The following is a 14,083-nucleotide window of genomic DNA, read 5'->3' on the forward strand; positions in this document are numbered from 1 at the left end:
GAAATGGCGCTGCCGTATGTGCTCCATTTCTTCTTTTCGCAATTCCAGGCGCAAAACCGGTTCCCACTTTTGCTGGAATTGCTCTAGCAGAAACCGGCTTTCTTCAGGACGTTGTAGGCCTGAATGATCTGCCGCAGGCGATCCTCGGACGACCGGTCGCCACCATTGGCATCCGGATGATTGAGTTTCACCAATTCCTTATAGCGCGCCTTGATCTCGTCGCCACGCGCCTTCTCCGACAGATTGAGCACATCAAACGACCGCTTTTCAAGGGCGAGAAGCTTGCGATCCCGCGTGTGCGTCGTTCCGCCATGCCGGGCATAGGCGCGCGGACGGGCGCTCGTGCGTGGATCATGCCCATCCGGCCCCTGCGCAGCCTCCTTGTTGACGCCCATCTTCCACGTCGGACGATGTCCCGTCAGGGCGTCCTTCTGGTAGACGCGCACCGCGTCGTCATCCATGCCGGTGAAATAGTTGTACGTCTTGTTGTAGTCCCGCACATGATCGATGCAGAAAAAGAAGTACTGCCCCTCGCGGTCACGTCCCTGCGGCGCCTTGTGGGTGCCGGGGCGCGCGCAGCCGGGGTGCTGGCAGGGCGGAAAGATGTCTTCGTCGAGCCGGTCCTTGTCAGGTTTGACGCGGATCCGGTCGAACAATTTGGAATCCAGTTTCATGGGCCCGATTATGGAGAGGGTGGCACTGGCGAACAAGGTTATCGGGGGGAATAAAAGAAAGGGTTTCCATCCGGGCTGGCATCCTTGCAACAGGGTTGACGCGCGGGGGCCATATGGACAGAACATAGCGCATGACCATTCGCCAGCAGATGACCGATCTCCTGACCGATGCCTTCGCGCCGAGCGAACTCACGGTCCTTGACGAATCCGACAAGCACAAGGGCCATGGCGGTTGGCGTGAGAGCGGGGAAACCCACTTCCGCGTCCGCATTGTTGCCGAGGCCTTCGCCGGCAAGGGGCGGGTCGACCGTCACCGGGCGATCAACGGCGTGCTTGCCCCCTGCTTTGCCGCCGGTGTGCATGCGCTTGCCATCGAAGTTCGGTCCCCGGACGAGCCGGACCCGCGTGTTGCACGGGTGAGCGGAGCGGTTTGAGGGGGTGACACCACTCCGTGCTGTCCCGGTCTTGGGCCGGGACCTGGCAGGATGGCGCTGCGGTTGCGCGGGGGTGGGCTTGCGGGCAGTGTCACAGGTCCCGGCACAGGGCCTAGACGGCGCGGTGGGGGGCGTAATGGCCCCTCCTTCGTCGCTCCTGCGCAGGCAGGAGCCTAGTAACCGAGGCGGTTAGCGGTGTGCGCTGACTGTGCCTTGTACCGTTGTTTGGGTTGGGTTTCCGCTGAGTTTTCCAAGATGCACCGGGGGTACTGGGCTCCTGCCTGCGCAGGAGCGACGAGGGGAGGGGGCCGTGTTGGAGCCTCTTCCGTCTCGTAACACTCCGCGCTGTCCCGGCCTTGAGCCGGGACCTGTCAGAATTGCTCCGTGGTGACGCCGGTGGTGGGCTCGTGGGCGGCATCACAGGTCCCGGCACAGGGCCGGGACGGCGTGTGTGGGGGCGATGGGGGCTGACAGATTGACGGAACCGCCTCGTCGCCCCCACCCTATTGCAAATTAGCCCACCTTCGCCGGGGCGCCCGCCAGCTTGTCTGCCCTGGCGTCCTGGGCCTTGGCGGCGGACTTGATGTCCCGGGCGTTGAGCGGCATGATGCGCAGGCGGGTGATGCGGTTGCGTTCGCGGCGCAGCACGGTGAAGCGGAAGCCGTGGAAGGTGAAGATCTGCCGCTCGTCCGGGATCATCCGGGCCTCGTGAATGACCAGGCCGGCGATGGTGGTCGCTTCCTCGTCAGGCAGGTTCCAGTCATTGGCGCGGTTGAGGTCACGGATGGGCACCGAGCCGTCGACAATGACCGAGCCATCGGCCTGGGGCCGTACGCCGGTCAGCTCGATATCGTGTTCGTCCGCGATTTCGCCGACGATTTCCTCAAGGATGTCTTCCAGCGTCACGAGGCCCTGCACCTCGCCATATTCGTCGATGACGAAGGCAAAATGTGATTTGCGCTTGAGGAAGGCGTTGAGCTGGTCCTGCAGGCTGGTTGTGTCCGGCACGAACCAGGGCGGTGTGGCGATCTTCAGGACATCGAGCTTGTCGAAATCATTGCCGGCAGCTTTCAGCGCGCGGAGAAGGTCCTTGGCGTGCAGCACGCCGACGAAATTGTCGCTCTCGCCCTTCCACAGCGGCATGCGGGTGTAGGGCGCGGCAAGCGCGGCGTCGATCAGCTTGGAAATATCCTCATCGACATTGAGGGCCATCATGCTGGTCCGGTGCACCATGACGTCGGAGACTTCCAGCTCCGCGAGGTCAAGCAGGCCGCCGAGACGGTCACGGTCGGCCTTGACGAGGCCGCCCTCCAGATGCTGCAGGTCGACCGCGCCGCGCAGCTCGTCATGCGCTGACAGGATCGCGGTCGCCTCGTCGACACTGACGCCGAAAATGCGCAGGATCAGACGGACAACCCACTCGATGGTAATCACAACGGGGCCGAAAACCGCAACGATGATCCGAACGACCGGAGCCACCGCAATGGCGAAGCGGTCCGGATTGGAGATCGCCACGGTCTTGGGCATGACTTCGGACAGGACGACGACAAGGATCGTCATCACGACTGTTGCCAGCGCAACGCCAGCCTCGCCGAAGAGCGACAGAAACAGGCTGGTGGTCAGCGCGGAGGCCAGGATGTTGACGATGTTGTTGCCCAGCAGCAATGCGCCGATCAGCCGCTCACGGGTGGCGATCAGGCGTGAGACCACGCTGGCCCGCGGATCTCCAGCCTTCTCCAACTGGTGCATGCGTGCCCGCGAGGCGGCCGTAAGGGCCGTCTCGGAGCCTGAGAAGAAGGCGGACACGGCGAGCAGGCAGAGAATTCCGCCGATCGTGAACCACAAGGTCGTTTCGATCATGAGCGCAGCTTCTCCTGGAGGAAGGCGAGCACGGCCGCAGGGTCTACGCCTTTTTCGACGAAGGCCTGGCCGATGCCACGGGAAAGGATGAAGGTCAGTGCGCCGCGGCTGACCTTTTTATCCTGGGCAATGATGTCGAGCAGCGTTTCGGCTGGCGGCATCTGCCCGGGGATCTGCCGCATGTGGGTCGGCAGGCCGACTTCGACAAGATGGGCCGTGACACGGGCAACAACGGCGTCGTCGATCAGGCCCAGGCGGGCGGAGAATTCATGCGCCAGGGTCATGCCGATGGCGACGCCCTCGCCATGGACGAGGCGCTCGCTGGCATAGTCGACAGCCGACTCCAGCGCATGGCCGAAGGTGTGGCCGAGATTGAGCAATGCCCGCTGGCCGGCCTCGCGCTCGTCGGCGGACACGGTTGCTGCCTTGGCGGCGCAGGAGCGGGCGACGGCTTCCTCGCGGGCCGGTCCACCGGAGAAGATCTCGCGCCAGTTCGCCTCCAGCCAGTCGAAGAAGGCGGCATCGCCGAGGAGGCCGTATTTGACCACCTCGGCATAGCCGGCGCGGAACTCGCGTTCGCTCAGCGTGTCGAGCAGGGCGGTATCGGCAAGGACGAGGTCGGGCTGGTGGAATGCACCGATCAGGTTCTTGCCATGGCGGGAATTGATGCCGGTCTTGCCACCGACGGAACTGTCGACCTGGGACAGGAGCGTGGTCGGGATCTGGATGAAACTCATGCCCCGGCGCACGGAGGCGGCCACGAAGCCGGCCAGATCGCCGACAACGCCGCCGCCGAAGGCGAGCACCGCATCGCCGCGTTCCAGGCGGGCGGCCAGAACCTCGTCGCACAGGCGCTGGTATTCGGCAAAGCACTTGGTCTGCTCGCCCGGCGGGACGGTCATCACGGTGTAGCCGACGCCGGCGGCATCAAGGCTGTTGGTCAGTGCGGCAAGATGCAGGCGGGCGACAGTGGCATCGGTGATGATGGCGAGCCGGCCGCCCGGCATCAGCGCGGCAGTGCGCTCACCCGTAGAGGCGAGAAGGCCACGGCCGATCAGGATGTCATAGGAGCGATCGCCGAGATCGACCGGGACGGTTGTCGGATGGAGGATACTTGCAAGGGTCATGATTACTCGGCAGCGGTTTCAGGTCCGGATGACAGGTCAGGCCGGGACGACAGATAGATCTCCAGCGCCTGCATGATGTCTTCCATAACCGTTTCGTGGGGCACATCGCGCGACCAGACCGACAGGTCGGCCAGGGCATAGACCGGTTCGCGCGTGTCCAGCAGCTTGCGCATCGTGCCTTCCGGGTCGGCGTTCTGCAGCAATGGGCGGGTGGGCCGCTTGCGCACCCGGCTCATGACCGTGTCGAGATCCGCCCGCAGCCATACCGAGACGGCGCGGCGGGATATTTCCTTGCGGGTGGTCTCGCTCATGAAGGCACCGCCGCCGGTTGCCAGGACCATCGGGCCCTCCTGCAAGAGACGGGCGATGACGCGTTCCTCGCCGCGGCGGAATTCCGGCTCGCCATGGACGGCGAAGATTTCGGATACGGTCATGTTGGCGGCCGTCTCGATCTCGGTATCGGCATCCAGGAAGGGCAGGCCGAGGCGCTGGGCAAGGCGCCGGCCAACACTGGACTTGCCGCAGCCCATGATGCCGACCAGCACGAGGCAACGGTTTCCCAGGGCCGCGACAAGCCGGGCTGCACGTTCGTCGGTGATGAGTGTGCCCGTTCCGGCTGCCCCCACGGCCATCCTCCCTTGTGTCTGTTCCCGGGCCTTTTATCATATTCAGACGAAATGCAAGTGCGTCGCAACCTGAGTCGGCGCCAAGGAGCCGATTTGCCGTGCCAACCCTGACCCGTCTCGTTGCCGCCGTCCTTGTCCTGGCGATGCTTGGCTATGGTGCCGTCTATGCGCTGGCCAATCTGGTCGAGCCACGCGAGCGGGAAATCACGGTGCGGGTGCAGAAGGACGGCTTCGCCCGGTAGGGCGGTGCTGCGTGGCGGGAGCTGGAGCAATGGCGGGGGATACCGGCATCGAGACATTTCTGGAAATGCTGGCGGCGGAGCGCGGCGCGGCACTCAATACGCTCGAAAGCTATCGGCGGGATCTGGAGGACTTTGCTGAGTTTCTCGGCTCCACCCGGATATCCGAAGCGGACCAGGGCGATGTCAGCGCCTATCTCGGCGACCTGACCGCGCGGGGATTTGCTGCCTCGTCACAGGCGCGGCGGTTGTCGGCTCTCAGGCAGTTCTTCAAGTTCCTGTTTGCAGAAGGCCGGCGCAAGGACGAGCCAACGCGGATCCTGTCGGCACCGAAGAAGCGGCAGAGCCTGCCGAAAGTGCTGAGCGTGGCCGAGGTGGACCGCCTGATCGAGGCGGCGCGGTTCGATGCGGTGCAGGTGCACGAGACGCCGGGGCGGCAACTCAGGGCCTCACGGCTCTACACGCTGCTGGAGGTGCTCTACGCCTCGGGGCTGCGCGTGTCCGAACTGGTGGCGCTGCCGGTGCGGGCAGCCTTGCGCGATGCGCGGCTGATCGAGATCCGCGGCAAGGGCGGCAAGGAGCGGCTGGTGCCGCTGAGCCCGCGCGCGCAGGAGGCGATGCGGGCCTATGTGGCGCTGCGCAAGGCCGAAAACGCGTTTACCGAGAGCCCCTGGCTGTTTCCGTCCTATTCGGAAAGCGGGCATTTCACCCGGCAGGCCTTTGCGCGCGACCTGAAGACGCTGGCGGTGGGGGTTGGCTTGTCGGCGGCGCAGGTATCGCCGCATGTGCTAAGGCACGCCTTTGCCTCGCATCTGTTGCAGAACGGAGCGGACCTGCGCGTGGTGCAGCAGCTTCTCGGACATGCCGACATCTCGACGACGCAGATCTACACCCATGTGCTCGACGAGCGCCTGCGGGATCTCGTCGAGACACATCATCCACTGGCGAAGGCCTGATTTTCAGCGCGTGGGCGCCGGAGTTTCGGGCAAGAGGCTCTCGATGGTCCGGGCAACGGCGAGGAGATGCCGGTCGGAATGGGCCGGGCCGTCAATCTCGAGACCAACGGGCAGACCGTCTGCCGTAATGCCTGCTGGCAGTGAGATGCCCGGGATGGCGGCATTCGATCCCGGATCCGTGTTGCGGATGAAGGTGGGGAAAGTCGGAACCTCGACGCCATCGAGGCGGACCGTGCGGTCGGAGGTGGCGATCGGCGTCGCGGCCAGCGGCACGGTCGGGAAGACCAGCGCATCAAGCCGTTCGCGCGTGAAGACCTCGGCATAAGCGGCCTGAAGCCGGGGCCGCAGATCCTGCATCGCCTCGCGGTAGACCGCATCGGGGATCGCGCCGGAACCCGTCACATACTCGGAGAAGACATGGGCGACGTCCGGGCTGGCGATTGCGGCGGCAAGGCCCTCGAGCGTGACGCCAGTTTCATTGGCCGCGAGAAACTCCGGCATGTCGCGGCGGATCTCGTAAAGCGCGATGGCGATGCCGACCCGGTCGCTGATGTCGCGGATGTTCGTCAGGTCGACCGGAACAAGGGTCACACCGGCCAGGCGCAGCCGGTCGAGTGCAGTCTCGAACACGGCGGCTGTCGCCGGGTCGAGGCCTTGCGTGAAGGGAGCGGCAAGGCCGAGGCGAATCGACTGCGGGGCGACGTCCCGCAGCTCGTTGATTGTGCCGGTGATGACCGCATCGAGAAGCGCAAGATCGGCGACGCTGCGGGCCATCGGGCCTGCGGTGTCACGGGTGCGGGCAATCGGGACGATGCCTGCCCCCGGATAGCGGCCGACGGTGGGGCGCAATCCACAGATGCCGTTGAGGGCGGCGGGAATGCGGACCGAACCGCCGGTGTCGGTGCCAAGGCCGGCCGGGGCGAGGCGCGCGCCGATGGCAGCTCCGGTGCCGCCACTGGAGCCGCCGGCGATCCGGTCCGGTGCATAGGCGTTGGCGACGGCACCGAAGGCGGCATTGTTCGAGGTGATGCCGAAGGCCAGCTCGTGCATGTTGGTCTTGCCGAGAATGATCGCCCCGGCCGCGCGCAGCCGCGCGACCACGGGCGCATCCGTTGCCGGCACCCAGTCCTTCAACGCCGGCGTTCCGGCGGTGTTGGGCAGGCCGGCGACGGCGATGTTGTCCTTGATCACCAGTGGCACGCCCTGCAGCGGGCCGGAAGGCGCTGCACCCGCCGCGTCAGATGCGGCTGCGGCCGCGCGTGCACCGGTTTCATCAAGGGTGATGAAGATGTTGTCGCCCGCCCGCGCCTTCGCGGCCTCCAGCAGGGTGGCCACAAGGGCGGTGGTGGTCAGGCTGCCGGACGCACGGGCGGCCTGAAGGTCGGAAATGGTCATCTCGCGCATGGTGCCCTCTGGTCGCGCATGGTGCCCTCTGGCCGTCGTGCCCGGGAGCAGACAAGCTCCGCCCAGGGCAATGATGCAGTCAAGCACAAGCGCCTTGCAACAACACGGAATGCTCGCCGACCTGCACGATCAGGCAAGCGAGATTGCAGCTTCTGCCAGAGGCAAGGCGGCTCACACCGGCATCAAGGCCCAGTAGTCGAAGTCGAGGATGACGTTTTCGGCATAGGTGCCGGTGTCATCGGAATAGGGGAAGTCGGCGCAGGGGCGGTTCTTGGTGGAAACGAGGCGCAGGCGCAGGGCGCCGACGTCGTTGCGGCCTTCAATGCGGGCGGTGTCGATGACTTCCGACCAGGCATAGACCGTGTCGCCGGCGAAGAGCGGGGCGACATGGCGGCCGGCGTTGATCGCGGCGATGTGGAAGGCCGAGCCGAGGCCATTGAAGGACAGGGCGCGTGCCAGCGAGATGACGTGTCCGCCATAGATCAGCCGCCGGCCGAAGCGGCCCTGACCTTCCGTGTGTTGGTTGAAATGCACCTTCGCCGTGTTCTGGTAGAGGCGTGTGGCCAGCATGTGGTCGGTTTCCTCGACCGTCATGCCGTCCACATGGTCGATGCGCTCGCCGGCAACATAGTCGGCAAAGCGGAAGCGGCTGCCGGCGAGGGCGGCGTCCCAGGCGTGGGCGGACAGCATCGGGCAGGCATCGCCGAGTGCATCGGGATCAATGCTTTCCGGCAGGGTCGGAACAACGGGAGCCGGCGCAGGGCTGCCCGGCTCGCGCTTGTTGACCATGACCCAGCGGACATAGTCGAGCACTTCCGTGCCGTCGGACTTGTAGCCGGTGGAGCGGACATAGACGACGCCGGTCTTGCCGTTGGAGTTTTCCTTGAGGCCGATGACCTCGGACACGGCCGACAGGGTGTCGCCCGGGTAGACAGGTGCAAGGAAGCGGCCGCCGGCGTAGCCGAGATTGGCCACGGCATTGAGCGAGATGTCCGGGACGGTCTTGCCGAAGACGATGTGGAAGGTCAGCAGGTCATCGATCGGCGCGCGCGGATAGCCCAGCTTGCGGGCGAAGGCATCCGACGACTGCACGGCAAAGCGCGGGCCATAGATCGCGGTGTAAAGGGCGATGTCGCCCTCTGTGACGGTCCGCGGCGTGGCATGGCGGATCACCTGGCCGACGTAGAAATCCTCGAAGAAATTGCCCGGGTTCGTCTTGGTCACGCCTGAACTCCCACTGCCACCGACCTGTTTCTGCCCGCGACTTTGACCTGTTGCTGCAATGCGAAGCAAGTGGGACCTTTGTCGGAGGTGCGGCTTGTCATGCGCGATGGCACAACCTACATCGGCGGCTACGAAGAAACACGTAGTTCCAGACCTGCGGGACAGGCAGCATCATGCCGGTACCGGCATGTCGAGGTTAAGCGAATGGAAAACCTACTCGCCCTGGCCGGGCAAAACCTGCTGTCACCTATCATCCTGTCCTTCGCACTTGGACTGGCGGCGGCGCTCGGGCGATCAGACCTGTCGGTGCCGGAGGCCGCAGCCAAGGCGCTGTCGATCTACCTGCTGTTTGCCATCGGCTTCAAGGGCGGCGTCAGCGTGTCGTCGCATGGGCTGGACGCGCGGCTGGGCCTGTCGCTGGTCGCGGGCGTGCTGCTGTCCTTCGTCCTGCCGTTTGTCGCCTATGCGCTGGTGCGCAGCCTGACCCGTCTGTCGGCGCTGGATGCGGCGGCTGTTGCCGGTCACTACGGGTCGATTTCCATTGTCACCTTCGTGGCGGCAAGCTCCGTGCTGCAGGGCAGCGGCATTCCGGGAGAAGGCTACATGGTGGCGGTGGCCGCTGCTATGGAGGCTCCGGCGATCCTGTCCGCGCTCTGGCTGGCCAGCCGCTCGCGCAAGCCGCAACCCGGCGGCGCAGCCGATCAGCATGACGGCGGCCTGATGCGCGAAATCCTGCTCAACGGTTCCATCGTGCTGCTGGTGGGCTCGTTCTTTATCGGCATGATCACCGGACAGAAGGGCCTGAGCGAGATTGAAAGCTTCATCGTTGCCCCGTTCAAGGGCGTGCTGTGCCTGTTCCTGCTGGACATGGGACTTGTGGCGGGACGTGGCCTGCGCGCGGCGCGGGGGATCCTGTCGCCGGGGCTGGTCGGGTTCGGCATGCTCATGCCATTGATCGGCGCGGCTGCGGGGCTCGGGACCGGCGCGCTGCTGGGCCTGTCGACCGGCGGCGTGGTGCTGATGATGACGCTGTGCGCCTCGGCCTCCTATATTGCCGTGCCGGCGGCGATGCGCGTGGCGCTGCCGGAGGCCAATCCGTCCGTCTACCTGACGGTGTCGCTCGGGATCACGTTCCCGTTCAACCTGACTGTCGGAATTCCGCTTTACATCGCAATCGCCACCGGGCTGGGCATCGGAGGGTAAGGGCATGCAGACGACCAAGGCAAAGCGCGTCGAGATCATTATCGAGGCCCCGATGGAGCGGCGCCTGACGCAGGCCCTGACGGCGGCCGGCGTGACCGGTTTCACCATCCTGCCGGTGCTGGGTGGGAATGGTCGCTCCGGAGCCTGGAGCCGCGAGGGTCAGGTGTCGCTGGCCGGCGGCATGGTGGCCTTCATCTGTATCTTGAAAGAAGAGCGGCTGGACAACCTGCTGCAAAAGGCCATGCCGCTGGTTCAGCAGCATATTGGCGTCGTCAGCATCACCGATTGCGAGGTGCTGCGGGCCGAGCGGTTCTGACAGTTGTTCAACGGGCAACTGTTCTGCAGGCAGCTGTTCAGTCGGCCCCTATTCAGCCGGGTTGACCGCAGACGGCATTCCATGACTGTATCCGCCCCAGCAAGGCATGCGCGGCATCGGCTCTCCTGAGCGTCCGCGCCCGAAAAGCCCCCGAACGCTGGCGAGGACATACAGTCGTGGCACATGACTTCCCCAATCATCTGGTCGCCGGCTATGGCCGTTACCTCAACAAGGGCTATGTCCGGTTTCGCGAGACCCAGGAGCAACTGGCGATCTATGGCCAGCGGCCGGATGTGATGGTGATCTCGTGCTGCGACAGCCGCGTTACGCCGGAGGGCGTGTTCCATGCCGGACCGGGCGAGTTGTTCGTGGTGCGCAACGTGGCCAACCTGGTGCCACCCTATGAGGAAACCGATGGCCAGCACGGCACCAGCGCGGCGCTGGAATATGCCGTGCGCGTGCTCAAGGTAAAGCACATCGTCGTCATGGGACACGCGAAATGCGGCGGCGTCCACGCTTTCCGCGAAAACGCCAATGCACCGCTGGCGACCGGCGCCTTCATCGGTCGCTGGATCAAGCTGCTGGAACCGGCGGCGATTGCCATGGCCTGCATGCCGGTCGACAAGCTGGATGATCCGCAGCTGGCGATGGAATATGCCGGGGTGCGCCAGTCGCTGAAAAACCTTGCGACATTCCCGTTCGTCGACGAAGCCATGCGCAACGAGGGCCTGAAGGTGCATGGCGCCTGGTTCGACATCGGCTCGGGCGACCTCAGGGTTATGGACCCGGAGACCAGCAAGTTCGAGAGCTGTGCGCCGGAGAGTTTTGCCGGTGAGGTCGCGGCTGGCTGAGCCGCCGGGAGCCGCAGAGCGTCCCTGACTGGTCCCGGCTCAAAGGCCGGGACAGCGCAGAGAGGGGGAGGGACTCGCGAGTTCCTTGCCAATGTCCTCGGCATTCCGTCACTGGCGCGGGGACGCCAGCACCAGGCTCCAGAACACCTTGTATTTCGAGCCGGGAGCGTAGGTGGTCGCGATGCCCATACGGGTCGCGCGCGGGTCCAGCATGACCTTGTTGTGGCCCGGGGATTCGCGCCAGCCGGAGAAGGCTTCCGCAAGCGTGCGGTAGCCGGCGCTGACATTCTCGACCGCGTCGGTCTTGGTCTCGCCGATGGCGCTGAGACGGGTCTTGAGCTGGTTCTGCGGCTCGAGCGAGGCGCGGATGCTGTCTGCTTGCGCGATGGTCCGCGCCTGGGACTGGGCGATGGCGCCAAGCGCAGGGTCAAGCGTCAAGGGACCAAGGCCGTTGTTCTGTCGGTACTGGTTGATCATCTGCAGCGCCGCCGGCTGGTCAACATTGGCATTGACCCGCGCAAGGTCGCGGTAGAAGGGCGGCAGTTCGACCGGCTTTTCGGTTTGGCAACCGCCGAGCAGGAGGAGGCCAGTGGCCAAGGCAAGGCCTGCCAGCCATCCAGTCGTCTGACGGGTCATGGTTTTCGTCATTTCAGCTTCTTTCTGCTGCGCCCCAGCCTTGCGAATCACCGGCGAGATTAGGCCGCTTCGCGTGGAAGTGCCACGGCCTGACTGTCCCGAGATAGGGCAGGCTTTGACGGGGCTTGACGAAGACTGTTGCGATGTGCCCTTGCTGGATGTCAGTAGAACTATACGGTATTGAGGTTGCGTTTACATTCGTGCCGTATATCTGCGCGCATAAAACGATAATAAACGAGGGGAATTGGGGCTCGTGACTGACGAAGAGGAAGAAAAGCCGATCAAGGTGATCATTGCGGATGATTCCGGAACTGTTCGCAAGTTCGTCGAGAAAGCTTTGCTTGCAACTGGCCGGACCATGGAGATTACCATGGCGGCCGATGGCAAGGACGCCGTCGAGAAGCTCAGCCGCGCGGCGTTCGACATCGCGTTCCTCGATATCAACATGCCACAGCTCAACGGGGTTGAGGTGATGGCGGCCATTCACGTCATGGGTGCGAAGACCTTTGCCGTGTCGATGTCCGATGGACTGGGCGAGGAAGCGGAAAAGAAGCTCAAATCCTTCGGTGCGTATGATTTCCTGACCAAGCCGTTCAGCGCCAGCCAGGTGCGGCATGTGATCGAGGTTTACGAAGCGATCAACATGCCCTTTGACGTGCTTGTGGTCGATGATTCAGCCACTGTCCGCCGGATCGTCAAACGGGTGCTGGAGCGCTCGATTTTCAAGCTGAACATTGTCGAGGCCGAGGATGGCCACGCGGCGATCAAGCGGGTGAGCGAGAAGTCATACCGGGTCATTTTCACGGATTTCAACATGCCGAACATGACAGGTCTGGAACTGGCCGAGCGGTTGGCCGCCACGACGCGGGCTTCGGATGTCATCCTGATGTCGACCGAATACAACACCACGCTGGATCAGGCGGCAGAGCGGGTGAAGGCCAAGGCCTTCCTGCGCAAGCCCTTCTATCCGGAAGACGTGGACAGCATCCTGCATCACCTGTTCGGGCTCAAGCACTCGCATTTCTCGAAACAGGTGCGCATGTTCGCCATGACGTGAGCGGCGGCCAACCGCATGGGGCAGCCGCCGGAGGTTGTCAGCGCTTGCCGGCCTCGAGGACATCCTCGAAGGTGCGCAGGCCAGGCATCGGCGAACTGACGAGCACGGCCATGTTGCCGGGGGCGTGCTGGTTCTTCCACATCTTTGTATGGGCCTTCGGGATCTGGTCCCAGGGGAACACTTCCGACATGCACGGATCGATGCGGCGGTCGATGACGAACTTGTTCGCCTCGGAGGCCTGTTTCAGATGGGCGAAATGCGAGCCCTGGATGCGCTTCTGCCGCATCCAGACATAGCGGGCGTCGAAGGTGATGTTGAAGCCGGTGGTGCCGGCGCAGAACACGACCATGCCGCCGCGCTTGGCAACCAGACAGGAGACCGGGAAGGTCTGCTCGCCGGGGTGCTCGAACACCATGTCGACGTCATTGCCCTTGCCGGTGATGTCCCAGATCGCCTTGCCGAACTTGCGCGCTTCCTGGGTCCAGGTGTTGAACTCGGGCGAGTTGACCTTCGGCAGCTGGCCCCAGCAGTTGAAGTCCTTGCGGTTGATGACGCCCTTGGCGCCAAGCGACATGACGTAGTCGCGCTTGTCCTCGTCCGAGATGATGCCGATGGCATTGGCGCCGGCTGCGGCGGCAAGCTGGATGCCGAAGACGCCGAGACCGCCGGAGGCGCCCCAGACGAGCACGTTCTGGCCCGGGCGCAACTGGTGCGGCGCGTGGCCGAACAGCATGCGATAGGCAGTGGCAAGCGTCAGGGTGTAGCAGGCAGCTTCTTCCCAGGTCAGGTGCTTGGGACGCGGCATCAGCTGCTGCGACTGCACCCGGCAGAACTGGGAGAAGGATCCATCCGGTGTTTCGTAGCCCCAGATGCGCTGGGTCGACGAGAACATCGGGTCGCCGCCGTTGCACTCCTCGTCATCGCCGTCATCCTGGTTGCAGTGGATCACGACTTCATCGCCGACCTTCCAGCGCTTGACCTTGGAGCCGACGGCCCAGACAATGCCCGAGGCATCAGATCCGGCGATGTGGTAGGGGCTCTTGTGGCTGCCGAACACCGAAATCGGTTCTCCAAGCGCAGCCCAGACGCCATTGTAGTTGACGCCGGCGGCCATGACGAGCACGAGCACTTCGTGGCTGTCCAGTTCCCAGGTCGGCAGCACCTCGACCTTCATGGCGTCTTCCGGTGCGCCATGGCGGTCCTGGCGGATCGACCAGGCATACATGTTCTTCGGCACATGGCCGAGCGGCGGGATTTCTCCGATCTCGTAAAGGTCCTTCAAAGGGACGTCTCCCGTGTGTCGGTTGTCGTTTGCCTGCAGCGCCGAGCTCATTGTTGTTCCTTCCCCTCCATGCGCCGGACCCTGCCGGACGCCCATCCTCATGTCCGGGTTGAAAAATTCCGGCCAGTTTGACGTAGTCTCAGTCGGAAGCCTGTGTCCAAGCCGGTCGACCGTTGTTTGGGGTACTGCGTTGC

15 protein-coding genes are annotated in these 14,083 nt (G+C 64.3%); 7 read left to right on the forward strand and 8 right to left on the reverse strand.

Features of this window, described 5'->3' with window-relative positions:
* Positions 1–83: 83 nt before the first annotated feature.
* The gene (locus ACTIFE_RS12560; protein WP_439529495.1) at positions 84–674 is read right to left on the reverse strand and encodes a J domain-containing protein; all 591 of its coding nucleotides are present in this window, start codon (positions 672–674) and stop codon (positions 84–86) included.
* Positions 675–805: 131 nt separating this feature from the next.
* On the opposite strand from ACTIFE_RS12560, the gene ACTIFE_RS12565 reads away from it, so the two are divergent.
* Positions 806–1,108, forward strand: a complete 303-nt coding sequence (locus tag ACTIFE_RS12565) for a BolA family protein (protein WP_439529496.1) — start codon at positions 806–808, stop codon at positions 1,106–1,108.
* Between the two features lie 513 nt (positions 1,109–1,621).
* Here ACTIFE_RS12565 and ACTIFE_RS12570 read toward each other — a convergent pair.
* The 3 genes from ACTIFE_RS12570 to ACTIFE_RS12580 are packed head-to-tail and all read right to left on the reverse strand — an operon-like array spanning position 1,622 to position 4,727.
* On the reverse strand, positions 1,622–2,968 hold the full coding sequence (locus ACTIFE_RS12570; protein ID WP_439529497.1) for an HlyC/CorC family transporter: 1,347 nt from the start codon (positions 2,966–2,968) through the stop codon (positions 1,622–1,624).
* Positions 2,965–4,095 (reverse strand): 3-dehydroquinate synthase, encoded by a 1,131-nt coding sequence (aroB, locus tag ACTIFE_RS12575; protein ID WP_439529498.1) that lies wholly within the window; start codon positions 4,093–4,095, stop codon positions 2,965–2,967. Before aroB ends, ACTIFE_RS12570 begins: the two co-directional genes overlap by 4 nt.
* Positions 4,096–4,097: 2 nt before the next feature.
* Positions 4,098–4,727 carry a shikimate kinase gene (locus tag ACTIFE_RS12580; protein WP_439529499.1) on the reverse strand — a complete coding sequence of 210 codons (630 nt, stop codon included), beginning with the start codon at positions 4,725–4,727 and terminating at the stop codon, positions 4,098–4,100.
* A gap of 92 nt (positions 4,728–4,819) precedes the next feature.
* Between ACTIFE_RS12580 and ACTIFE_RS12585 the strand changes: the two genes are divergently transcribed.
* Positions 4,820–4,963, forward strand: a complete 144-nt coding sequence (locus ACTIFE_RS12585; protein WP_439529500.1) for a hypothetical protein — start codon at positions 4,820–4,822, stop codon at positions 4,961–4,963.
* Between the two features lie 29 nt (positions 4,964–4,992).
* Positions 4,993–5,916, forward strand: coding sequence for a site-specific tyrosine recombinase XerD (gene xerD, locus ACTIFE_RS12590; protein WP_439529501.1), 924 nt, complete (start codon positions 4,993–4,995; stop codon positions 5,914–5,916).
* A gap of 3 nt (positions 5,917–5,919) precedes the next feature.
* On the opposite strand, the gene iaaH is transcribed toward xerD, so the two are convergent.
* Together iaaH and ACTIFE_RS12600 are read right to left on the reverse strand one after the other, a co-directional pair.
* A complete protein-coding gene (gene iaaH, locus ACTIFE_RS12595) occupies positions 5,920–7,320 on the reverse strand; it encodes an indoleacetamide hydrolase (RefSeq protein ID WP_439529502.1) in 1,401 nt (466 codons plus the stop codon).
* Positions 7,321–7,491: 171 nt separating this feature from the next.
* A complete protein-coding gene (locus tag ACTIFE_RS12600) occupies positions 7,492–8,544 on the reverse strand; it encodes a MaoC family dehydratase (protein WP_439529503.1) in 1,053 nt (350 codons plus the stop codon).
* Between the two features lie 204 nt (positions 8,545–8,748).
* Between ACTIFE_RS12600 and ACTIFE_RS12605 the strand changes: the two genes are divergently transcribed.
* The 3 genes from ACTIFE_RS12605 (at position 8,749) to ACTIFE_RS12615 (ending at position 10,914) form a co-directional block, all read left to right on the forward strand.
* The gene (locus tag ACTIFE_RS12605) at positions 8,749–9,747 is read left to right on the forward strand and encodes a sodium-dependent bicarbonate transport family permease (protein WP_439529504.1); all 999 of its coding nucleotides are present in this window, start codon (positions 8,749–8,751) and stop codon (positions 9,745–9,747) included.
* Between the two features lie 4 nt (positions 9,748–9,751).
* Positions 9,752–10,063, forward strand: a complete 312-nt coding sequence (locus ACTIFE_RS12610; RefSeq protein ID WP_439529505.1) for a P-II family nitrogen regulator — start codon at positions 9,752–9,754, stop codon at positions 10,061–10,063.
* A gap of 176 nt (positions 10,064–10,239) precedes the next feature.
* Entirely contained in the window at positions 10,240–10,914 is a 675-nt protein-coding gene (locus tag ACTIFE_RS12615; RefSeq protein WP_439529506.1) for a carbonic anhydrase, read from the forward strand.
* Positions 10,915–11,022: 108 nt separating this feature from the next.
* Here the strand turns inward: ACTIFE_RS12615 and ACTIFE_RS12620 are convergent, their stop codons facing one another.
* Positions 11,023–11,562: a CAP domain-containing protein gene (locus ACTIFE_RS12620; RefSeq protein ID WP_439529507.1), complete on the reverse strand. Its 540-nt coding sequence runs from the start codon at positions 11,560–11,562 to the stop codon at positions 11,023–11,025.
* A 241-nt stretch (positions 11,563–11,803) separates the two neighbouring features.
* Here ACTIFE_RS12620 and ACTIFE_RS12625 point away from each other — a divergent pair, with 241 nt between their 5' ends.
* On the forward strand, positions 11,804–12,607 hold the full coding sequence (locus ACTIFE_RS12625; RefSeq protein ID WP_439529508.1) for a response regulator: 804 nt from the start codon (positions 11,804–11,806) through the stop codon (positions 12,605–12,607).
* Positions 12,608–12,644: 37 nt separating this feature from the next.
* Here ACTIFE_RS12625 and ccrA read toward each other — a convergent pair whose 3' ends face one another.
* Positions 12,645–13,940 (reverse strand): crotonyl-CoA carboxylase/reductase, encoded by a 1,296-nt coding sequence (gene ccrA, locus ACTIFE_RS12630; RefSeq protein ID WP_439529509.1) that lies wholly within the window; start codon positions 13,938–13,940, stop codon positions 12,645–12,647.
* Positions 13,941–14,083: the final 143 nt, after the last annotated feature.

This window comes from Pannonibacter sp. (assembly GCF_051860505.1).
In the GTDB taxonomy this organism is placed as follows: Bacteria; Pseudomonadota; Alphaproteobacteria; order Rhizobiales; family Stappiaceae; genus Pannonibacter.